Source organism: Amycolatopsis vastitatis (assembly GCF_002234595.1).
Classification (GTDB): Bacteria; Actinomycetota; Actinomycetes; order Mycobacteriales; family Pseudonocardiaceae; genus Amycolatopsis; species Amycolatopsis vastitatis.
Genome location: NZ_NMUL01000069.1, coordinates 32987 through 54605 on the forward strand (window position 1 = coordinate 32987; position 21619 = coordinate 54605).

Below are 21619 nucleotides of genomic sequence, written 5' to 3' on the forward strand. Positions count from 1 at the left end.
CATCTATACCTGGGAATTCGCTGTCCGGAAAGGAAGTCGCCGTGGGTGGTTCGACGGTTCTGCTGGCGTTGGACGGCATCGCGCCCGGTTCGGTGCTCGATGCGCAACTGGTGCGGATCTGCGAACACCTCGCCGCGGACGGGCACGATGTCGTCCGCGCCGGCACCGATGACGACGCGCTCGCCCTCGTGCAAAGCCGGGCCGATCTCACCGCCGCGCTGGTGAGCTGGGACCTGCAGGCCCCCGATGGCGACCGGGAATCACCTGCCGAAGCCGTGTTGAAGGCCCTGGTCGGCCGGTTCACCCGGCTTCCCGTCTTCCTGGTGACCACTTCGACGTCGGTGGACGATCTGCCGCTGTGGGTTTCCGAAGTCATCTGCGGATACGTGTGGCTGCTGGAGGACACGCCGGGGTTCATCGCCGGCCGGATCGGTGTCGCCGCGCGGCGCTACCGGGATGAAATACTGCCGCCGTTCTTCCGGGAACTCCGGCGGTTCGACGACACCCACGAATACTCCTGGCACACACCCGCCCACGCGGGCGGGGTCGCTTTCCTGAAATCGCCGGTCGGGCGGGCGCTGTTCGACTACTACGGTGAACGGCTTTTCCGCACCGACCTCTCGATTTCCGTGGCGGAGCTGGGCTCGCTGTTCGAACACACCGGGCCGATCGGGGACGCCGAGCGCAATGCCGCCCGGATCTTCGGTGCCGACCTGACGTACTTCGTGCTGCACGGCGATTCCACCGGCGACCGCATCGCCCTGCACGCCAGCATCGCCACCGACGAGCTGGTGCTCGTCGACCGCAACTGCCACAAGGCGATCTACCACGGCCTGACGCTGACCGGCGGCCGCCCGGTCTACCTCGTGCCCACGCGCAACGGCTACGGGCTGATGGGTCCGATCCCGCCCGCCGCGCTGGGCCGGGAAGCGGTTGGCGACCTCGTGCCGCGCAGCCCGCTCGCGGCCGCGGCCGCCGCGCCGGAACCGGTGTACGCCGTCATCACCAACTCGACCTACGACGGCCTGTGCTACGACGCCGTCCGCGTCGCCGAGCTGCTGGGGGCCAGCGTGCCGCGGCTGCACCTGGACGAGGCGTGGTTCGCCTACGCCCGGTTCCACCCGCTCTACGCCCGCCGCTACGGCATGGCCGTCGACGGCGACGCGGTGCCCGACGCCGTCCGGCCCACCGTGTTCAGCACCCAGTCCACCCACAAGCTGCTCGCCGCGATGTCGCAGAGCGCGATGCTGCACGTCAAGAACTCGCCCCGGTCGCCGGTCGAGCACCGGCAGTTCAACGAGACGTTCATGATGCACGCGACCACCTCACCGCTGTACCCGATGATCGCCGGGCTCGACGTCGCCGCCGGCATGATGGACGGGCCCGGTGGCCGGTGGCTGGTCGACGAGGCTGTCACCGAAGCCATCCGGTTCCGGCAGGCGGTCGCCCGCATCGGCCGCCGCATCGCCGCCGCCGGGGACCGGCCCGCGTGGTTCTTCGGCACGTGGCAGCCGGACGAGGTCGGCGATCCGCGCACGGGACAGCGCTACCCGTTCGCGGACGCCCCGCTGGACCTGCTGCGCACCGAGCCCGCCTGCTGGAGCCTCGAACCGGGGGCGGCCTGGCACGGCTTCCCCGGCCTGGAGGCGGGCTACTGCCTGCTCGACCCGGTCAAGGTCAGCGTCACCTGCCCGGGCACCGACGCCGCGGGCACCGTGGCCGAGCAGGGCATCCCGGCGCGGATCCTCACCGCCTACCTCGAGACCCGGCGCATCGTCGTCGAGAAGACCGACGCGTACACCTGCCTGATCCTCTTCTCGATGGGCATCACCAAAGGCAAGTGGGGGACGCTCATCGACGGGCTCCTCGACTTCAAGGCGCTCTACGACACCGGCGCGTGCCTCGCCGACGTCCTGCCCGCCCTGGTCGAGGCGCACCCCGCCCGCTACGGCGACCTGACCCTGCGGGACCTGTGCGACCAGATGCACGCCCACCTGCGCAAGAGCGACCTCATCCCGCTGCTCGACGCGGCGTTCACCCACCCGCCGCGCCCGGAGCTCACCCCGGCGCAGACCTACCAGCGCCTGCTGCGCGGCGGCACCGAGCCGGTCCGCCTCGCCGAGCTCGCCCACCGCACGGTCGCCACCCAGGTCGTCACCACGCCGCCGGGCATCCCGGTCCTCATGCCGGGCGAGAACGCCGGCGGCCACGACGAGCCGACGCTGCGGTACCTGCGGGCGCTGGAGGACTTCGACCGGCACTTCCCGGGCTTCCCCAGCGAAACCCACGGTGTCACGAGGGGCACCGACGGCGACTACTGGATCACCTGCCTCCGCGTCCCGTGATCTTTTCAAATCGCTCGCCGGTGCGTGTCGAGAACGGCCGGCCGGCTCCGACTCATGGGCACACCGGCGGCCGAAGGGGCCGCCACCAGGAGTGGAGCGCGAACGATGACCAAGGTGACCGCCCAGATGTCGGTGTCCCTCGACGGCTTCTACACCGGGCCGCGGGACACGCGGGGCAACCAGGACATGAGTGGCTGGATGCGGGGGCCCGAAGCGCCCGGTTTCTTCCGGGTCACCCGCTGGGCCGTCGACGCCATGGCCTGGCGCGAACGGCAGGGCTTCGCCGGCGGCGAGCAGTCGGTCGACTCGCAGATCGTCGAGGAGACGTTCGCCGCGGCCGGGGCCTACGTCATGGGCCGGCGCATGTTCGACGCCGGCGAGGTCCCCTGGGGCGAGGAACCGCCGTTCCGCGCCCCGGTGTTCGTCGTCACCCACCGTCCCCGTGAGGTGCTCGAACGCCAGGGCGGCACGTCCTTCACCTTCGTCACCGAAGGACCCGAGCGGGCCGTCGAGCTGGCCCGGGCCGCCGCCGGCGACAAGGACGTGGCGGTGGCCGGCGGCGGGGAGCTCCTGCGCCAGGTGCTGGCCGCCGGGTTGCTCGACCAGCTCGAGCTGCACATCGCCCCGGTGCTGCTGGGCGACGGCCAGCGCCTGCTCGGCCCCGGCCTCGGTCTCGGCGCGGACGACGGCATCGAGCTGGTCCCCGCCCGGGTCGTCGACGCGCCCGGGGTCACCCACATCCGCTATACCGTCACCGGGCGGTCGAAGCTGGTGCTGGACGATCGCGGTGCGAGCGGCGACCTGGTCGGACCGGCCGCGACCGGACAGTGAGAGAGGAACGACCCGTGAAGTACATGCTGCTGATCTACGGCAACGAAGAAGCGTTCAACTCGATCGGCGCGGATGCCCTCGCCGAGGTCATCCGCGAGACCGACGCGCTCAACCAGGAGCTGTTCGAGTCGGGTGAGCTGGTCGGCGCCTACGGCGTCGCCGACGAGGTGAACACCAAGATGGTGCGGGTCACCGACGGGACGCCGGTGGTGACCGACGGTCCCTACGCCGAGGCCAAGGAGTTCCTGGGCAGCTTCATGATCGTCGACTGCGACAGCATGGACCGGGCACTCGAGATCGCGGCTCGCGCCCCGTCGGCGCGCTACTGGGGTGTCGAGGTCCGGCCGCTGATGCACGAGGCCGACGTCGAGCCGTGACCGGCTGGCAGGCCGTCCGGCGGCTGGTTCCGGAGGTGCTCGGCGTGCTGGTGCGCCGCTACGGCCAGTTCGACGCCTGCGAGGACGCCGTCCAGGAAGCGCTGGTGGCCGCTGCCGCCCAGTGGCCGGTGGACGGGTGGCCGGAGAACCCGCGGGCGTGGCTGGTGACGGTGGCGTCGCGCCGCCTCGCCGACCAGGTGCGCAGCGACGCCGCACGCCGGCGGCGGGAGGAGGCCGATGCGCTTCTCGCGCCTCCTCCCGCCGGTGACGTCGAAGCCGGCGACGACACCCTCACGCTGCTGTTCCTCTGCTGCCACCCGGCGCTGACGCCGCCGTCGCAGATCGCGCTGACGCTGCGGGCCGTCGGTGGCCTGTCGACCGCCGAGATCGCCCGGGCCTTCTTCGTGCCCGAGGCGACCATGGCCCAGCGCATCAGCCGGGCCAAGCACCGCATCAAGGCGGCCGGAGCCGCCTTCGAACTGCCACCCCCTGCCGAGCGGGCGGAGCGGCTCGGCGTCGTTCTCCAGGTCGTCTACCTCGTCTTCAACGAGGGCTACACGGCCACGTCGGGGGCGCGGCTGGTGCGGGCCGAGCTGACGGCCGAGGCCATCCGGCTGGCCCGCGAGCTGCACCGGCTGGTCCCCGGCGACGGCGAGGTGACCGGGCTGCTGGCCCTGCTGCTGCTCACCGACGCCCGCCGTCCGGCCCGCACGGCCCCGGACGGGTCGCTGGTGCCGCTGAGCGAGCAGGACCGGACGCTCTGGGACCCCGAAGCCATCGCCGAGGGCGTGGCCCTCGTGACCGGTGCCCTGTCGAGCGGCCCGATCGGCCCGTACCAGCTGCAGGCCGCCATCGCCGCCGTCCACGACGAGGCACCCACCGCGGAAGTCACCGACTGGCCGCAGATCCTGGCCCTCTACACGGTTCTGGAACGCGTGGCACCCAACCCGGCGGTGACGCTGAACCGGGCGGTGGCGGTGGCCGAGGTCCACGGACCCGCCGCGGGGCTGGCCCTGCTCGACGCCCTCTCGGCCGACGAGCGCCTCTCCGCCTCCCACCACCTGGTGTCCGTGCGGGCCCACCTGCTGGAGATGGCGGGCGACCACGACGCGGCACGCACCGGCTACCAGGAGGCGGCCCGGCGCACCACCAGCGAACCCGAGCGGCGCCACCTCCTGACCCGCGCCGCGCGGCTGGGGTGACGACTGTCGCTTGTGGCCGGTCACGGTTGACACCGGAAGCGTGCTCGGCGCAGGATCGGACCACAGTGGTCGATCGTGTGTTCGAACAGTAGTCGCTGGCTTCCCCACAGCGAAATCGGTGGGAGCTGGTGTTGGCGTTCAACAATCCGAGCGTGCCGTGGTCCGAAGTGGAGCGAATCGCCTCCGGGCGCGCTCCCGTGCCCGGGGACGGCAACGACGCCCCCGCGTGGTCGCGCAAACGCGAAGGCTATGCCGGGGCACCCGAAGACCTGCGGAACCGGCGGCGGCGGGACGACGGCGGGGACCGGATCCGCGCCCCCTACGCCGAGCTGCACGTCCACTCCAACTTCAGCTTCCTCGACGGTGCCAGCCATCCCGAGGCGCTGGTGGAGGAGGCGGCGCGGCTGGAGTTGGACGCGCTCGTGCTGACTGATCACGTCGGCATGTACGGCGCCGTGCGGTTCAACGACGCCGCACGGGAGCTCGGCGTGCGCGTCGGGTTCGGGGCCGAGCTTTCCCTCGGCCTGCCCGCTCCGCAGGCCGGCGAGCCGGACCCCCGGGGGTCGCACCTGCTCGTGATCGCGCGGCAGCAAACCGGTTACCACCGGCTGTGCCGCGTCATTTCGCGCGCCCAGCTCGCCGGCGGGGAGAAAGGCCGCCCGGTCTACGACTTCGACGAACTCACCGACGAGCTGGCCGGGCACGTCGTCGTGCTCACCGGCTGCCGCAAGGGTGCCGTCCGGCAGGCGCTCGCCCGGAACGGCCCGGCCGCCGCGCGTGCCGAGCTGGGCCGGCTCGTCGACCGGTTCGGGCGGTCGCACGTCGCCGTGGAACTGATCGATCACCGGCAGCCACCGGACGACACGGCCAACGACCTCCTCGCCGCGATGGCCAGGGAACTCCGGCTGCCGACGGTCGTGTCCAACAACGTGCACTACGCCCGCCCGGACGACGCCGTCGTGGCGGACGTGGTCGCCGCCGTCCGGGCGCGGCGGGCGGCCGAAGACCTCGAAGGGTGGCGGCCGCCGTCGGGGCAGGCGTTCCTGCGGTCCGGGATGGAACAGCGGCGCCGGTTCGAGCGCCGCTACCCGGGCGCGGTCGGACGCGCCGCCGTGCTCGGCGTCGAAGTGGCGTTCGACCTGCGGCTGGTCGCCCCCGACCTGCCGCCGTTCCCCGTCCCCGCCGGGCACGACGAGATGTCGTTCCTGATCGAGCTGACCTGGCGAGGCGCGGCGAAGCGCTACGGGACGCGGGAAGACAACCCGAAGGCGTACGCGCAGCTGGAACACGAGCTGGACATCATCGAGAAGCTGAACTTCCCCGGCTACTTCCTGGTCGTGTGGGACATCGTCCGGTTCTGCAAGGAGGCGGACATCCTCTGCCAGGGCCGGGGATCCGCGGCGAACTCCGCGGTCTGCTACGCCCTGGGCATCTGCCACGCCGACCCGGTCAAGTGGAACCTGCTGTTCGAACGGTTCCTCGCGCCGGAGCGCGACGGGCCGCCGGACATCGACATCGACATCGAGTCCGGGCGCCGCGAGGAAGCCATCCAGTACGTCTACGAAAAACACGGCCGGTTCCACGCCGCCCAGGTCGCCAACGTCATCACCTACCGGGCGCCCTCGGCGATCCGCGACGCCGCCAAGGCGCTCGGCCACAGCCCCGGGCAGCAGGACGCCTACGGCAAGCTCGTGGACCGCTGGGGCGGGGTGGTCGCCACGAAAGTCCGCCGCACTCGAGAAGCACAGGCGGCCGGGGCGATCCCGGACGACGTCCTCGAGCTGGCGGCGCGGATCGAGGACTTCCCGCGCCACCTCGGCATCCATTCCGGCGGCATGGTGATCTCCAAGCAGCCGGTGTCCGAAGTGGTCCCGGTGGAATGGGCCACCATGAAAGACCGCAGTGTCCTGCAGTGGGACAAGGACGACTGCGCCACCGTCGGGCTGGTCAAGTTCGACCTGCTCGGCCTCGGCATGCTTTCGGCGCTGCACCACATGATCGACCTCGTCGCCGACCACCACGAATCCACTGTGGACATCGGGAAGCTCGACCTGGCCGACCCGGCGGTCTACGACATGCTCTGCGAAGCCGACGCGGTCGGCGTGTTCCAGGTGGAATCCCGCGCCCAGCTGGCCACGCTCCCGAGACTGCGGCCGCGGGAGTTCTACGACCTCGTCGTCGAAGTGGCCCTGATCCGGCCCGGCCCGATCCAGGGCGGCTCGGTGCACCCCTACATCCGGCGCCGCCGCGGCGACGAGAAGTGGGCGCACGCGCACCCGCTGCTGGCGTCCAGTTTGGACCGGACGCTCGGGGTGCCGTTGTTCCAGGAGCAGGTGATGCAGATGGCGGTCGACGTCGCGAGCTTCACCCCGGCCGAGGCCGACCAGCTGCGCCGCGCGATGGGCGCCAAGCGGTCCAGCGCGAAGATGAAGGCGCTGATGGCGCGGTTCTTCGCCGGCTGCGAAGCCAACGGGATCGGCCGCGAACTCGCCACCCGGATCTTCGAGCAGATCCACGCCTTTTCCGGCTACGGCTTCCCGGAAGCGCACTCGATGTCGTTCGCGCTGCTGGTGTACGCGTCGGCGTGGTTCAAGCGCTACTACCCGGCCGCGTTCTGCGCCGGGCTGCTGCGTGCCCAGCCGATGGGCTTCTACAGCCCGCAGTCCCTGGTCGCCGACGCCCGCCGCCACGGCGTCCACATCCGCGAGCCCGACATCAACACCAGCCTCGCCGACGCCACCCTCGAACCCGACCCCGGCAGCACCGGCGGCGTCGCGCTCCGGCTCGGCCTCGCCGGCGTCCGCCACCTCGGCGAAGACGTCGCGAAGGCGATTGTCGCCGAACGCGAAGCCCACGGCTCGTACGCGAGCATCGGCGACCTGACCCGCCGGGTGCCGCTGAAGAAGAACGCCGCCGAAGCACTGGCCACGGCGGGAGCGTTCAGCGGGTTCGGCGGCGACCGGCGCCAGGACCTCTGGGCCGCCGGGGCCGCGGCGGCCACCCGGCCCGGGCACCTGCCGGGCCTGGCGCCGGGACTCGACGCCCCGGCGCTGCCCGGGATGACGCGGCTGGAGGTCACCGCGGCGGACCTGTGGGCCACCGGCGTCTCGCCGGACAGCCATCCGGTGGAGTATTTGCGCGAAGTCCTCGAAAAGCGCGGCGCGATCACCACCGCCGAACTCGCGCGGGTGCCGGACGGGACGCGGGTGTGGGTCGGCGGCGCGGTCACCCACCGGCAGCGGCCCGCGACCGCCGGCGGGATCACCTTCCTCAACCTCGAAGACGAGACCGGCATGGCCAACGTCCTCGTCTCGCCCGGGCTCTGGCGCCGGCAGCGGCTCGTCGCCCGCACCAGTGCCGCGCTGCTCGTCCGCGGGCAGGTCCAGGCGGCCGAAGGGGTCGTCACGCTCGTCGCCGACCGCATCGAAAGCCTCGATCTTTCGCTGCGGACCGGGCCTTCGCGCGACTTCCGTTGACTTCGGGCCGCCTCGGTGGTTCTCTCGCTGAGAGCGCTCCCAGTCATCCGTTCGTCCCGACGAAGTGAGGATGGATCTTCATGACAGCTCGACGTCTGCGCTGGGCAGCGTGGCCGGTGATCGCCGTGCTCGCCGCGGCGGTCTGGGGAATGGGGGCCACCGCCGGGGCGGCGACCGCCCCCGCGGCGACGGTCACCGTCAACGCCAAAGCCGGGCTGGCCACCATGCCGGACACCGGGATCGGCATCAACCACGCGGTGTGGGACAGCCAGCTGGGGACCGACGAGGTGGCCGACCTCTTCGGCGCGGCCGGTGTCCGCACCATGCGGTACCCCGGCGGTTCCTACGGCGACATCTACCACTGGAAGGACAACACCGCGCCGGGTGGTTACGTGGCGCCGAACACCGATTTCGACACTTTCATGGGCGGTGTGCGCAGAGCCGGCGCCCAGCCGATCATCATCGCCAACTACGGCACCGGCACGCCGGAGGAAGCCGCGGACTGGGTGCGGTACGCCAACGTGACCAAGGGTTACGGCGTCAAGTACTGGGAAATCGGCAACGAGCTCTACGGAAACGGGCACTACGGGGCGAACTGGGAAGCCGACAACCACGCGGACAAGAGCCCGGCGGCCTACGCCAACGGCGTCGTCGCCTACGCCGACGCGATGAAGGCGGCCGATCCGGGGGTGAAGATCGGCGCCGTGCTGACGACCCCGGGAAACTGGCCGGACGGCCTCGTCGGCTCCGGTGACACGGCGACCTGGAACCAGACCGTGCTGTCGATCGCGGGCCCGCACATCGACTTCGTCATCCTGCACTGGTACCCCAGCGGCTCGACGGCGGCGGAAGCGCTCGCCAAGCCGGAGCAGGTGAACGACATGATGTTCGCGGCGCGCGAGCAGATCAGCCGGTACGCGGGCGCGAACTCCGGCCGGATCGGCATCGCGATGACCGAGACCAACACGCCGGTCGGCATGGACACCCAGCCCGGCGCCCTGTTCGCCGCCGACACCTACAGCTCGCTGCTGGAGAACGGCGTGTTCACGATCGACTGGTGGGACACGCACAACGGCGGCGCCAAACTGTCCACTGTGGCCGGATATCCGGACTACGGCGACTCCGGGATCCTTTCCAGCGCCACGTGCCTGGAGGGCGGAGTCTGCGAGCCCGCGCTCAACACGCCCTTCGCGCCGTACTACGGCTTGAAGATGCTGAGCACGTTCGCGCGTCCCGGGGACCAGTTCGTCCGCGCCGGCGCGGACGACCCGCTCGTCGGCGCGCACGCCGTCCGCCGGGCGAACGGCGACCTCGCCGTGCTGCTGCTCAACAAGGATCCCGACCAGGCCAGGGCGGTGACCCTGGACTACGCGGGCTACACGCCGTCGGCGGCCGCGCCGCAGGTGTTCACCTTCACCAACGGCGCGACGTCGATCAGCAGCGCCACGACCGGGACGAGCACGTCCCAGACCCTGCCGCCGTATTCGCTGACCACCCTGGTGCTGCACACTGCTGCTTCCAGCGCGTCCGCCGGACCCGGGACGCCCGGGCAGCCCGGCGCGACGGCGACCGACCGGACCGCGACGATCACGTGGGCCCCGGCCGCGCCCGGCGGGCACCCGATCGCGAAGTACGAGGTGTACCGCCAGGTGGGCACCACCAGCGAACAGTGGGGTGAGACCACCGGCACGTCGCTCGACGTCGGGAACCTCGTCCCGGGCAGCCGGTACACGATCAACGTGCTGGCGCGGGACACGGCCGGGAACGTGTCCTGGGCGTCGCCACCGCTGACGTTCACCACCGGCGCACCGGCGGCGAGCAGCTGTACGGTCCGGATGACCGACGTGACCGACTGGGCGAGCGGCTTCGTCGGCGGCATCCACGTCACCGCCACCGGGGTCGTGGGGGACTGGACGCTGACGTTCAGCTGGCCCACCGCGCGGCAGCGGCTCACCGGTGGCTGGAACGGCACCTGGGCCCAGAACGGGACGACGGTGACGGTGTCGTCGTCGGCTGCGCCGGCTTCGGGGGTGGATGTCGGGTTCACCGCCGACTACGGCGGGCCGAACATCCTGCCGACGGCGTTCAGCCTCAACGGCGTCGTCTGCGCGGCGGGCTGAGCCGGTGACGTGAATGACTCATTCACGTCGCCAGACGACGTGAATGAGTCATTCACGTCGTTCGACGCGCTCGCGCACGGCCCGCAGCTCCTCGCCGACGACCGCCATCTGCGCGTCGACGGCCGCGGGTTCGGTGCCCTCGGGGAAGAACAGGCTGAAGATCAGCTCGGCGCCCGCCAGGTTCGGCACCGCGCGGGTGAACAGGCCCAGGTTCGGGGCGTCGGCGCTGACGAAGTCGACCACGCCGTGGGCCGCGGCGACCCGCACGGCGACTCGCCGCGGGCCGTCGCCGGTGTCGACTCGCCAGACGTCGCCGTGTTCGTGGTCGACGGCGGTGGCGAAACCCGGCGCCCATTCGGGCAGGTGCCGGGGATCCGACAGGTATTCGACGACCCGCTCCGGCGGGGCGGCGACGGAAAGGGTGCGCGTCTCGGCACGCCCGGGTGCGAATGATGTCATAGGGAGAACGATACGCACATGCGTACGATGCGTCCACGCGTAATATCCCGCCGGTGAACGAGGACGACGATCTCGGAGCCCTCTGCGCCGGGGCGGGGCGCAGCATGGCCGAGGCCGAACGGCCGGTGCTGGAGCGTCACGGCTTCTCGATGTGGCAGTACGTCGTGCTGTCGGCGCTGGCCCGCGGGGCGGCGCCCAGCCAGCTGGTGCTGGCCCAGCAGATCCACTACGACAAGACCCGCCTGATCGCCCTGCTCGACGGCCTCGAAGCGGCGGGGCTGGTGGTCCGCGAGCCCGACCCGGGTGACCGCCGCGCGCGCGTCGTGCGGCTGACGCCCGAGGGCGCCCGGCGGCACGCGGCGGTCCGGGACGAGATCCGCGAGGTGGAGGACCGCAAGCTCGCCGGCCTCACGCCGGAAGCGCGGCGGTCACTGCGGTCGGCCCTGGCCCACCTCGCGAACGCGGACTGACCGCGGCGGCCGCCGCCGGTCAGCCAGTCAGCCGGCCAAAACTGTCGGTGCCGCCAGGTACGCTGGAAACCGGGGGCCGGAGGCCTGCCCGACCTCACGACCGGCGGATCAGTTCCTCCGCCACCCATTGCGCGACCCCGTCGGGGTAGGGGTTCGTCAGGCCGAGCACGAAGTGCCCGAACCCGGCGTCGGCCGCCTCGGCGATCTTGCCCCGCGTCAGCCCCGGCCGCTCGTAGTCCACCGGCAGGAAGATCGAGCGGGTGATCTGCGCCGGGTCGCGGCCGATCTCCTGGCAGTACTTGTCGAGCAGCCTGCTCCGGCCGGCCAGATCCGAGATGTCGCCGCCACCCGGGATGTTCCACAGGTCCGCGTGCTCGGCCACCACCCGCAGCGTCGCGCTCGCCCGGCCGCCGATCATGATCGGCGGGTGCGGGCGCTGCACCGGCTTCGGGTTGCCGAACGCCCCGGTCAGCCGGACGTGCGAACCCTCGAAGCCGAACGGCGCGTCGTCTGTCCACAAGCGACGGATGACCGTGCAGGCTTCGGCCAGTGCCGCGACGGCGTCCGCCTGGCCGTGGTACGGCAGGCCGTGACCGTCGTACTCACGCCGCGCCAAGGGATGGCTCGGGCGCGAGCCGGCGCCGATGCCGAAGTCGAGCCGTCCGCCGGAGACGATGTCGACGGTCGTGGCGATCTTCGCCAGCATCGCCGGTGGCCGGAAGCGGTTGCTGGTGACCAGCAGGCCGACGCGCATCCGCGAGGTCTGGGCCGCCAGCGCCGAAAGCAGTGTCCAGCCTTCGAAGATCGGGCCGTCCGGGTCGCCGCCGATCGGCATCAGGTGGTCGAACAGCCACGCGTGCTCGATCTCCGGCACGGTGTCGGCTTCCCGCCAGACGCGCAGGACCTCGTCGTAGCCGACCTGCTGCGGCGGGGTCATGATGCCGAAGCTCGGGGTCATCGCCGCCGCCGCAGGGACGGGTCGAGCAGCGCCGGCGGGGTGTCGAACTTCTCGTCCGGGGCCAGGTCGGTGCCGGGGGCGACGACGGCGTCGATCTCGTCGAGCACGTCGGCGGGCAGCACGGTGTCGGCGGCTTCGAGCTGCGAGCGCAGGTGGTCCAGCGTCCGCGGGCCGATGAGCGCACTGGTCACGGCCGGGTGCGCGGTGACGAAGCCGAGAGCGAGCTGGATCAGGGAAAGCCCCGCCTGGTCGGCGATCTTGGCCAGTTGCTCGACGGCGTCGAGCCGGGCGCGGTTGGCCGGGATGTCGAGGTCGAAGCGCTGCGGGACGACCTTCGCGCGGCTGGTGTCGATTTCCCGGCCCGCGCGGATCGCGCCCGACAGCCAGCCCGAAGCCAACGGGCTCCACGCCAGCACGCCCATGCCGTACTCCTCGGTCACCGGCAGGACGTGGGCTTCGATGCCGCGCTGCAGGATCGAGTAGCTGGGCTGTTCGGTGACGTACCGGCCGAGGTGGTGCTCGCGGGCGGCCCACTGCGCCTGGACGATGCGGTACGCGGGGAAGGTCGACGAGCCGAAGTAGCGGATCTTGCCCGCGCGCTGCAGGTCCGTCAGTGCGGAAAGCGCTTCCTCATCGCTCGTCGTGGGGTCCCAGCGGTGGATCTGGTAGAGGTCGACGTGGTCGACGCCGAGGCGGCGCAGGCTGTCGTCCAGCGCGGTGACCAGCCAGCGGCGGGAGTTGCCGCGGTGGTTGCGCTCCTCGCCCATCGGCAGGGTCGCCTTCGTGGCCAGCACGATGTCGTCGCGGCGGCCGGCGATCGCCTTGCCGACCATCACCTCCGACCCGCCCTGGCTGTACATGTCGGCGGTGTCGATCAGGTTGATCCCGGCTTCGAGCGCGGCGTCGACGATGGCCGTGGCTTCGTCCTGGGTCGTGTTCCCGATGGTGCCGAAGTTCATCGCGCCGAGCGCGAGGGTGCTGACCTGGACGCCGGTGCGGCCCAAGGTGCGGTACTGCATGGGGGGTGCCTCCGTGGCAGGATAGGCAAACGGAACGTTGCTCCGCTAACAATACGGAACATTGTTCCGCTTAGCAACCCGGGAGGTGTCGTGGGCGAGCGCAAGCTCAAGCGGGCGGATGCCCGGCGCAACGAAAAGACTTTGCTGGACGCGGCGGCGGCGGTTTTCGTCGCCTCCGGCGTGGACGCGCCGGTGCGCGACATCGCGGCGAAGGCCGGGGTGGGGATGGGCACGATCTATCGCCACTTCCCGACCCGGGCCGACCTCATCATCGCCGTCTACCGGCACCAGGTGTGCGCCTGCGCGGAGGCGGGGCCGGCCCTGCTGGCCTCGAGCGACTCCCCGTACGCGGCGCTGGTCCAGTGGATCGGCCTCTTCGCCGACTTCCTGGTGACCAAGCACGGGCTCGCGGGTGTGCTCCAGTCCGACAATGCCGGCTTCGAGTCGCTGCACGCGTACTTCCTCGAGCGCCTCGTGCCGGTGTGTGCCGACCTGCTCGACGCGGCGGCCGCGGCCGGCGAGGTCCGGGCCGAGGTGCGGCCGCTCGAACTGATGCGAGGCGTCGGCAACCTCTGCGTCGGCGCGGACAGCGATCCGCAGTACGACGCGCGCCGGCTGGTCGGAATCCTGGTCGCCGGGCTGAAGTGCGAGACCATGGGGGCATGACGGCGTGGCGGGAGTTCGAAGCGGCGGAACCGGAGTTCGCGCGGCGGGTCCGGGCCTTGTTCGACGCGCACAAGCACAAGACCATCGCGACCTTGCGGGCCGACGGGTCGCCGCGGATCTCCGGGATCGAGACGGTCTTCGAGGACGGCGAACTGTCCTTCGGCTCGATGCCGAACGCGCGCAAGGGCGCTGACCTGCGGCGCGACCCGCGGTTCGCGCTGCACAGCGCGACGGTCGACCCGGTCGAAGGCGCGGAGGCGCAGTGGTCGGGGGAGGCGAAGATCGCGGGCCGGGCGCTGAGCGAAGACGGCGAGCGGTTCCGGGTGGACGTCGCCGAGGTCGTGCACACCCACCTGAACGCGGCCGCGACGCTGCTGGTCGTCGAGTGGTGGACGCCCTCGGGCGGTCTGCGCAAGGTCGAGCGCGAATAACTCCTGTTCGGGCGGATTCGGCGCAGTTGTCTCCGGCTATTAAGTCAACTGCTTGACTTAATAGCCGATCGTCGCCATGCTCGGGGCAGGGGACATTCACCGACGAGGAGCCCGACATGACGCCAAGTCACACCGAGCCGCTGCCGCGGTTCCCGTTCGAGGCCGCCACCGCGCTGGAGCCGCCGGCCGAGTGGGCGGAGTTCCGGGAGAAGTGCCCCGTGGCGCGCGTCGCGCTGGCCAGCGGGGACGAAGCGACGCTGATCACCCGCTACGACGACGTCAAGAGCGTGCTGTCCGACCCGCGCTTCACCCGGCCGACCCCGGCGGACAACGCGGCCCGCGTCGCGGACACCGAGTCGGGCGGGGTGTTCAACAGCGAGATGGCGACCGTGCTCCCGCAGCACGGCGAAGAGCACCTGAAGTGGCGCCGCCTGCTCGGGAAGTGGTTCACCGCCAAGCGGATGAACGCGCTGCGGCCGGGCATGGCGGCGATGGCCGAGCAGCTCCTCGACGAGATGGTCGCCAAGGGCGCGCCCGCGGACCTCAAGGCCGGCCTCGCCTTCCCGCTGCCGGTGTGGGTCATCTGCGACATGCTCGGCGTGCCGGACGCCGACCGGGACCGGTTCGCCCACTGGTCCGACGTCATGCTCAGCATGACCCGCTACACCCAGGCCGAGTTCGACGCGGCGCAGGCGGAGTTCGGCCGGTACATGGGCGCGCACATCGCCGCCAAGCGCGCGGAGCCCGGCGAGGACATCCTCAGCGCGTTGATCGCCGAAGGCGTCGACTGGTCCGACGCGACGCTGACCGCCACCGGCATCGGCCTGCTCATCGCCGGGCACGAAACCACCGCGAACATGATCGCCAAGATGACGGCGATGCTGCTGGCCGACCGGAGCCGGTGGGAACAGCTGCTCGCCGACCCGTCGCTGGTGCGCACGGCGGTCGAGGAAGCGCTGCGGGCGGACGCGAACGCGGGCGTCGGCATGCTGCGCTACCTCAGCGAGGACTTCGAGGTCGGCGGCACCGTGCTGCCCGGCGGCACCACCGCGATGTGCAGCATGGCGGCGGCGAACCGGGACGAGCGGGCGTTCGAAAACGCCGCCGAGATCGACCTGACCCGCAGCCCGAACCCGCACCTGGCCTTCGGCGCCGGCGCGCACGCCTGCCTCGGCCAGCCGCTGGCCCGCACCGAGCTGCAGGTGGTCCTGGAAGTGCTGCTGCGCAAGCTGCCGTCGCTCGAACTGGCCGTCCCGGCGGACGAACTGCGCCGCGTCGAGGGGCTCGCCGTCGGCGGGCTGCGGGAACTGCCCGTCCGCTGGTGAGCGACCGCGCGCAGGCGACGCGGGAGCGGATCCTCACGGTGGCGGAACGGCTCTACGCCGAACACGGCGTGCTCGCCGTGTCGAACCGGCAGATCAGCGAGGCGGCCGGGCAGGGCAACAACACCGCCGTCGGCTACCACTTCGGCACCCGGACCGACCTGGTGCGGGCCATCGTCCGCAAGCACAGCGGATCGATCGAACGGCTGCGTCATCGGCGGCTGGACAGTGGCCCCACGGAGCTGCGGGACTGGCTCGGCTGCCTGGTGTACCCGACCACCGAGCACCTGGCCGAGCTGGGCACACCCACCTGGTTCGCCCGGTTCGCCGCCCAGACGATGACCGAGCCGTCCCTGCGCGCGGTCATCGTCGATGAGACGCTGACGTCCCCGTCGCTGGCGCGGACCCTCGAAGGGCTCTACCGGTGCCTGCCCGGGCTGCCCGCCGAAGTCCGTGCCGAACGGAACGACATCACCCGCCTCCTGCTGATGCACACGATGGCCGAGCGGGAACGCGCCATCGCCGAAGGCGCGGGCACCGCCGGCTGGCGCGACACCGCCACGGGCCTCACCGACGCACTGGCCGGGCTGTGGCTCGCGCCGGTCACGAAGTAACTGTCGACGAAAGGAAACCCCCCATGAAGGTCACCGTGGACGAAGGCAAGTGCTGCGGCGCCGGCACCTGCGTCATGCTCGCGCCGGACGTGTTCGACCAGCGCGACGACGACGGCATCGTCATCCTGCTCGACGAGCGCCCTGGCGAAGCCCTGCACGGAGTAGTCCGCGAGGCGGCGAGCGTGTGCCCGGGCGTCGCGATCTCGGTCAGCGAGGAGGGATGATCGACGACGTCCTGGTCGTCGGCGCTTCGGCTGCCGGGCTTGCGACCGTGGAAGCCCTGCGCCGCAAGGGGTACGGGGGCCGCGTGACGGTGCTCGGCGCCGAGGCGCACCTGCCCTACGACCGGCCGCCGCTGTCCAAGCAGGTCCTCGGCGGGAGCTGGAAGCCCGAGCAGACGCGGTTGCGGACGGCGGACGCACTGTCCGCATTGGACACCGAGTTCGTGCTCGGTGACCCGGCGGTGCGGCTGGACGCCCGCGCGCGGACCGTCCACACGGCGGCCGGGCGCACCCTGGCCGCGGAGGTGGTCGTCCTCGCCACCGGGCTGCGGCCGCGAACCCTGCCCGGGCAGCACGGCCTCGCGGGTGTCCACGTGCTGCGCACTCTCGACGACGCGCTGGCCCTGCGCGCGGACCTCACGCCCGGCAGGCGGGTGGTGGTCGTCGGGGACGGCGTGCTCGGCGCCGAAATCGCGGCGACCGTGTGCGCGATGGGCGTTCCGGTCACCCTGGCCGGCCCGCAGCCCGCGCCGCTGGCCTACCAGTTCGGTCCGCTCGCGTCGGGCCTGCTCGCGGACCTGCACGCCGCTCGCGGTGTCGAGCTGCGGCTCGGTGCCGCGGTCACCGGCCTGGCCGCCGGAGACGGCCGGGTCGCCGGAGTGCGGCTGGCGTCCGGCGAGGTGCTGCCCGCCGACGTCGTCGTGGTCGCGTTCGGAGCCGCACCGGCGACGGACTGGCTGGCGGGCAGCGGGCTGCTGTGCGACAACGGCGTCGTGTGCGACTCCCGGTGCCGGGCGGCCGAAGGGATCTTCGCCGCGGGCGACGTCGCCCGCTGGCACCACGAAGGGCTCGACGCGCTGCTGCGGCTGGAAAACCGGACCAACGCCACCGAACAAGCGGTCGCCGTCGCGGGGAACATCCTCGGCGAAGACCGCCCGTACACGCCGGTGCCGTACTTCTGGACCCACCAGTTCGACGCCCGCATCCACGTGCACGGCACGTTGGCCGCGGACGCCGAGGTGTCCATTGTGGAAGGAGATCCTCGCGAGGGCCGGTTCGTCGCGCAGTACCGCCGGGGCGGCGAGGTCACCGGGGTGCTCGGCTGGAACATGCCCAAGCAGGCCAGGGCTCACTCGACGGTGACGGACTTGGCCAGGTTGCGCGGCTTGTCGATGTCGTAGCCCAGTGTCAGCGCGGCGTGGTAGGCGAGCAGCTGCAGCGGGATGGTGAGCAGGATCGGGTCGAGCTCCGGCTCGGTCTTGGGCACCACGATCCGCGGGACGTCCAGTTCGCCGAAGTCGACACCGGCGTGGGTCACCGCCAGTACCGCGCCGCCGCGGGCCTTGATCTGCTGGACCGCGGCCAGGTTGCGCCCGGTCAGCTCGTCCGACGGCACGACGGCGACCGTCGGGAGCGACTCGTCGATCAGCGCGAGCGGGCCGTGCTTGAGCTCGGAGGTCTGGTACGCCTCGGCGTGCCGGTAGGAGATCTCCTTGAACTTCTGCGCGCCTTCCCTGGCCACCGGGTAGCCGCGGACGCGGCCGACGAAGAACAGGCTCTTCGCGGCGGCGACGGTCTTCGCGTGCTCGGCGATCTCGGGTTCGAAGTCCAAGATGGACTTGATCTGGCCGGGCAGCGCGCGGATCGCGTCGATGATGCGCTGACCGTCCGCATTGGACAGATCGCGGACCCGGCCGAGCGACAGCGCGATCAGCGCGAAGCCGACCGCCATGTTGGTGAGCGCCTTGGTCGACGCGACCGCGATCTCCGGGCCGGCGTGCAGGTAGACGCCGCCGTCGCAGGCGCGGGCGATCGTCGAGCCGACGACGTTGACCAGGCCGACGACCCGGCCGCCCTTGCGCTTGATCTCCTCGACGGCGAAGGCGGTGTCGATCGTCTCGCCGGACTGGCTGACCGCGATGTAGAGCGTGTCGGCCTCGATGATCGGGTTGCGGTAGCGGAACTCGGACGCGGCTTCGGCGTCGGCCGGGATCCTCGCCAGCTCTTCGATCATCGTGGCGCCGATCTGGCCGACGTAGTAGGCGGAACCGCAGCCGAGGATCTTGACGCGGCTGAACCCGCGCAGCTCCCGGGGCGTCAGGTTGAGCCCGTCGAGGCGGGCGACGCCGAACCGGTCGTCCAGCCGGCCGCGGATGATCCGCTCGACCGATTCGGGCTGCTCCTGGATCTCCTTGGCCATGTAGTGCGGGTAGCCGCCCAGGTCGAGGTCCTCGGCGTCGATGTCGATCTCGGTGGCGGGCTTGGTGGTGTCGCTCTCGTCGACGGTGAAGGTGCGGTAGCCGGTGGCGAAGACCGTCGCGAACTCGCCGTCGTCGAGGTGCGCGACCTGCGAGGTGTGCCGGACGAGCGCGGCCAGGTCGCTGGCGACGAACATCTCCCGCTCGCCGACGCCGATGATCAGCGGTGAGCCGTTGCGCGCGATGACCAGGCGGTCCGGGTGCGCGGTGTCGGTCACGGCGATCGCGTACGTGCCGGTGATCCGCGAGACCGCCTCGACTACGGCGTCTTCGAGGGTTTCGGCTTTCGCGCGGGCGATCAGGTGGGCGAGGACCTCGGTGTCGGTCTCGGACGTCAGGGCCACCCCGGCGTCGGCGAGCTGGGCGCGCAGCGTGTCGGCGTTGTCGATGATGCCGTTGTGGACGACGGAGATCCGGCCGTCCTCGGACGTGTGCGGGTGCGCGTTGGCCTCCGACGCGGGGCCGTGCGTGGCCCAGCGCGTGTGCCCGATGCCGACCTTGCCGGTGAGCCGCTTGGGCAGCGCGGCGGCGAGGTTCCGCACCCGGCCGACGACGCGGTGGACCTGGGCGGTGTTCTTGGCGCCGAGGACGGCGATGCCCGCCGAGTCGTAGCCGCGGTACTCGAGCCGGGTGAGGCCCTCGAGCAGGATGGGGGCGGCGTTCTGGCCGCCGATGTAGCCGACGATTCCGCACATGGGCGAACCTCTCTAGCCGTAGACGATGCGGCGCAGCTGCCGCTCGGAGAGGACGGGCGCGGCCACCAGCCGCCCGCGGAGCTCGGCGGCGATCAGCGGGAAGATCTCGGGGTTCTTCCGGCCCTGGGCCTGCAGCTCGGCGTGCCGGCGGCGCACGTAGTCCTCGGTGGGAGTCCGGTAGAAGGCCAGGACGTCGTCGACGACGCGGGCGGCGACCCCGGGCGGCAGCCCGGTGGACGCGGCCACGCGCTCGACGATGTCGGTGTCCTCCACGCCGGACATCATGCCTTGCGCGGGGCTCAAGCCCAAATTCTTGCCCGAAATCGGGCAAGTTCTCCCTCGTCGGACACTACATCGCTGCCTCGAGCAACGGGAGCCGGACGCTGGCGTGCGGGATGATCCCCCGCTCGGCGAGCGCGGCTTTGGCGTTCGCCGCGCCCGTGCCGGTGCGCATGATCGAGTCCGTCAACGGGATCAGGTCGTCGTTGATCACCCGCGCCTTCTCGAGGTCACCGTCGCGGACGGCGCGGATGAGGTCCGCGGTGCGGTCGGCCGCGACGTTGCCCACCACGCTGACCAGGCCCTCGGCGCCGCACGCGAGGTACGGCAGGTTGAGTTCGTCGATGCCGCAGTAGTACGCCAGCGACGTCCGGGACATGACTGTCATCGCTTCGAACAGGTCGCCCTTGGCGTCCTTCACCGCCCGGATCCGCGGGTGGCCGGCCAGCTCGATCAGGGTGGACGGCGCCATCGCGACGCCGGTGCGCGCGGGGACGTCGTAGAGCATCACCGGCAGCTCGGTCGCGTCCGCCACGGCCACGCAGTGCGCGATCACCCCGGCCTGCGTCGGCCGCGAGTAGTAGGGGCAGACGAGCAGCAGCGCGTCGGCGCCGGCCGCTTCGGCTTCGCGGGCGCGGCGGATGCTCGTGGCCGTGTCGTAGGTGCCCACGCCGGCGGTCACGCGTGCGCGGTTTCCGGCCCGGGCCGCCACGGCCCGGACGAGGCCGGCGGACTCGGCGTCGGAAAGGGTGGGGGACTCGCCGGTGGTCCCGCCCACGACGAGGCCGTCGCACCCGGTGGCCAGCAGGTGGTCCACGAGCCCGGCGAGGCCGGGTTCGCTGAGCCCGCCGCCGGGCCGCATCGGGGTCACCATCGCGACGAGGTTGGTGCCGAATTCGGTCATGGTCCGACCCTGCCCGGCGCGATTGCCGCGGTCCAGCGATGCTTTTTTGCCGATATTGCGTAGCATGGCTTCATGATCGAGGTCGGTGCGCTGCGGGCGTTGCGGTCGGTGGCCGCGCTCGGGACGCTGGCGCGGGCGGCCGAAGAGCTCGGGTTCACGGCGTCCGCGGTGTCGCAGCAGATCAAGCGGCTGGAACGCCAGGTCGGGGTGCCGGTGCTCGCCCCGGCGGGCCGCGGGGTCGTGCTGACGCCGGCCGGGCAGGCGATCGTCGACTCGGCCGCCGAGGTGTTCCAGGCGCTGGAACGCTGCGCCGAAGCCGCCCAGTCGGTCTCGGAAGGCGCGCCGCGCGGCACGCTCCGGGTGGTGGCCTTCTCGACGGCGATTCGCGGCTTGCTCGCGCCTTTGGTACCCCGGCTGGCGGAGCAAGGCCCGGACTTGCGCGTCGAGATCACCGAGCAGGACCCCGGCGAGGCGTGGCACAGCGTCGGCGCGGGGGCGGCCGACCTCGCCCTCGTCCACGACGCCGACGGGCTGCTGCCCGCGCCGCTGCCGCCGTCACTGGTGCGGCGCCGGGTGCACACCGACATCGGGGATCTGGTCATGAGCCGCACCCACCCGCTCGCGCGGCTCGACGGGCCCCTCGGCGGCGGTGACCTCGCCGGTCACGCCTGGGTGACCAGCCCGCCGGGAACCGTGTGCCACCAATGGTTCCGGCGGCTGTTCGCCGACGAGCCGGACGTGCGCCACCTGGTCGACGACTTCGCCACGCAGCTGGCGCTGGTCGCCGCCGGGGACGTGGTCGCGCTGATTCCGCGCCTCGCCCGGCCGCCGCTGGGGGACCTGGTCTCCCGGCCGTTGCGCCGGCCGCCGAAGCGGGAGGTCCACGCGGTGTGGCGGCGAAGCGCCGACACCAGTCCGGCGATCCGCGCGGTGCTGGCCGAGCTGGGAGCGTTCGGGACGTAAGGCGGGCCT

At 71.8% G+C, this 21619-nt stretch carries 20 protein-coding genes; 14 read left to right on the forward strand and 6 right to left on the reverse strand.

The window, feature by feature from the left end; genetic code table 11:
• Positions 1 to 41 precede the first annotated feature (41 nt).
• The 6 genes from CF165_RS45500 (at position 42) to CF165_RS45525 (ending at position 10351) form a co-directional block, all read left to right on the forward strand.
• The gene (locus CF165_RS45500) at positions 42 to 2345 is read left to right on the forward strand and encodes an Orn/Lys/Arg family decarboxylase (protein WP_093953839.1); all 2304 of its coding nucleotides are present in this window, start codon (positions 42 to 44) and stop codon (positions 2343 to 2345) included.
• 105 nt (positions 2346 to 2450) lie between these two features.
• A complete protein-coding gene (locus CF165_RS45505; protein ID WP_093953840.1) occupies positions 2451 to 3176 on the forward strand; it encodes a dihydrofolate reductase family protein in 726 nt (241 codons plus the stop codon).
• A 23-nt stretch (positions 3177 to 3199) separates the two neighbouring features.
• Positions 3200 to 3553, forward strand: coding sequence for a YciI family protein (locus CF165_RS45510; protein WP_240522119.1), 354 nt, complete (start codon positions 3200 to 3202; stop codon positions 3551 to 3553).
• Positions 3550 to 4755: an RNA polymerase sigma factor gene (locus tag CF165_RS45515; RefSeq protein ID WP_093953842.1), complete on the forward strand. Its 1206-nt coding sequence runs from the start codon at positions 3550 to 3552 to the stop codon at positions 4753 to 4755. Before CF165_RS45510 ends, CF165_RS45515 begins: the two co-directional genes overlap by 4 nt.
• A 131-nt stretch (positions 4756 to 4886) precedes the next feature.
• A complete protein-coding gene (locus CF165_RS45520; RefSeq protein ID WP_167441768.1) occupies positions 4887 to 8231 on the forward strand; it encodes an error-prone DNA polymerase in 3345 nt (1114 codons plus the stop codon).
• An 80-nt stretch (positions 8232 to 8311) separates the two neighbouring features.
• On the forward strand, positions 8312 to 10351 hold the full coding sequence (locus CF165_RS45525; protein ID WP_240522112.1) for a cellulose binding domain-containing protein: 2040 nt from the start codon (positions 8312 to 8314) through the stop codon (positions 10349 to 10351).
• A 48-nt stretch (positions 10352 to 10399) separates the two neighbouring features.
• On the opposite strand, the gene CF165_RS45530 is transcribed toward CF165_RS45525, so the two are convergent.
• A complete protein-coding gene (locus CF165_RS45530) occupies positions 10400 to 10810 on the reverse strand; it encodes an SRPBCC family protein (protein ID WP_093953845.1) in 411 nt (136 codons plus the stop codon).
• 53 nt (positions 10811 to 10863) lie between these two features.
• On the opposite strand from CF165_RS45530, the gene CF165_RS45535 reads away from it, so the two are divergent.
• On the forward strand, positions 10864 to 11280 hold the full coding sequence (locus tag CF165_RS45535; RefSeq protein WP_093953846.1) for a MarR family winged helix-turn-helix transcriptional regulator: 417 nt from the start codon (positions 10864 to 10866) through the stop codon (positions 11278 to 11280).
• Between the two features lie 94 nt (positions 11281 to 11374).
• On the opposite strand, the gene CF165_RS45540 is transcribed toward CF165_RS45535, so the two are convergent.
• Both CF165_RS45540 and CF165_RS45545 read right to left on the reverse strand, forming a co-directional pair.
• Positions 11375 to 12238 (reverse strand): LLM class flavin-dependent oxidoreductase, encoded by an 864-nt coding sequence (locus CF165_RS45540; protein WP_093953847.1) that lies wholly within the window; start codon positions 12236 to 12238, stop codon positions 11375 to 11377.
• Positions 12235 to 13257 carry an aldo/keto reductase gene (locus tag CF165_RS45545; protein ID WP_093953848.1) on the reverse strand — a complete coding sequence of 341 codons (1023 nt, stop codon included), beginning with the start codon at positions 13255 to 13257 and terminating at the stop codon, positions 12235 to 12237. The genes CF165_RS45540 and CF165_RS45545 overlap by 4 nt, the downstream gene beginning before the upstream one ends.
• Before the next feature lie 90 nt (positions 13258 to 13347).
• Between CF165_RS45545 and CF165_RS45550 the strand changes: the two genes are divergently transcribed.
• The 6 genes from CF165_RS45550 (at position 13348) to CF165_RS45575 (ending at position 17692) form a co-directional block, all read left to right on the forward strand.
• Complete coding sequence (locus CF165_RS45550) at positions 13348 to 13923, forward strand: TetR/AcrR family transcriptional regulator (protein ID WP_093953849.1); 576 nt, start codon at positions 13348 to 13350, stop codon at positions 13921 to 13923.
• Positions 13920 to 14354 (forward strand): pyridoxamine 5'-phosphate oxidase family protein, encoded by a 435-nt coding sequence (locus tag CF165_RS45555; protein ID WP_093953850.1) that lies wholly within the window; start codon positions 13920 to 13922, stop codon positions 14352 to 14354. The genes CF165_RS45550 and CF165_RS45555 overlap by 4 nt, the downstream gene beginning before the upstream one ends.
• 116 nt (positions 14355 to 14470) lie before the next feature.
• The gene (locus CF165_RS45560; protein WP_093953851.1) at positions 14471 to 15679 is read left to right on the forward strand and encodes a cytochrome P450; all 1209 of its coding nucleotides are present in this window, start codon (positions 14471 to 14473) and stop codon (positions 15677 to 15679) included.
• Positions 15676 to 16290 carry a TetR/AcrR family transcriptional regulator gene (locus CF165_RS45565; RefSeq protein ID WP_093953852.1) on the forward strand — a complete coding sequence of 205 codons (615 nt, stop codon included), beginning with the start codon at positions 15676 to 15678 and terminating at the stop codon, positions 16288 to 16290. Before CF165_RS45560 ends, CF165_RS45565 begins: the two co-directional genes overlap by 4 nt.
• Before the next feature lie 23 nt (positions 16291 to 16313).
• Positions 16314 to 16514, forward strand: a complete 201-nt coding sequence (locus CF165_RS45570; RefSeq protein ID WP_093953853.1) for a ferredoxin — start codon at positions 16314 to 16316, stop codon at positions 16512 to 16514.
• Positions 16511 to 17692 carry an NAD(P)/FAD-dependent oxidoreductase gene (locus CF165_RS45575; RefSeq protein WP_093953854.1) on the forward strand — a complete coding sequence of 394 codons (1182 nt, stop codon included), beginning with the start codon at positions 16511 to 16513 and terminating at the stop codon, positions 17690 to 17692. Before CF165_RS45570 ends, CF165_RS45575 begins: the two co-directional genes overlap by 4 nt.
• Here the strand turns inward: CF165_RS45575 and glmS are convergent.
• From glmS to dapA, 3 genes are all read right to left on the reverse strand, one after another.
• On the reverse strand, positions 17641 to 19464 hold the full coding sequence (gene glmS, locus CF165_RS45580) for a glutamine--fructose-6-phosphate transaminase (isomerizing) (protein ID WP_093953855.1): 1824 nt from the start codon (positions 19462 to 19464) through the stop codon (positions 17641 to 17643). The two genes, CF165_RS45575 and glmS, sit on opposite strands and share 52 nt — an antisense overlap.
• Before the next feature lie 12 nt (positions 19465 to 19476).
• A complete protein-coding gene (locus CF165_RS45585) occupies positions 19477 to 19749 on the reverse strand; it encodes a hypothetical protein (RefSeq protein WP_093953856.1) in 273 nt (90 codons plus the stop codon).
• Positions 19750 to 19813: 64 nt separating this feature from the next.
• Complete coding sequence (gene dapA, locus CF165_RS45590; protein WP_093953857.1) at positions 19814 to 20647, reverse strand: 4-hydroxy-tetrahydrodipicolinate synthase; 834 nt, start codon at positions 20645 to 20647, stop codon at positions 19814 to 19816.
• 72 nt (positions 20648 to 20719) lie between these two features.
• On the opposite strand from dapA, the gene CF165_RS45595 reads away from it, so the two are divergent.
• Positions 20720 to 21610 (forward strand): LysR family transcriptional regulator, encoded by an 891-nt coding sequence (locus CF165_RS45595; protein WP_093953858.1) that lies wholly within the window; start codon positions 20720 to 20722, stop codon positions 21608 to 21610.
• The last annotated feature ends 9 nt before the right edge of the window (positions 21611 to 21619 follow it).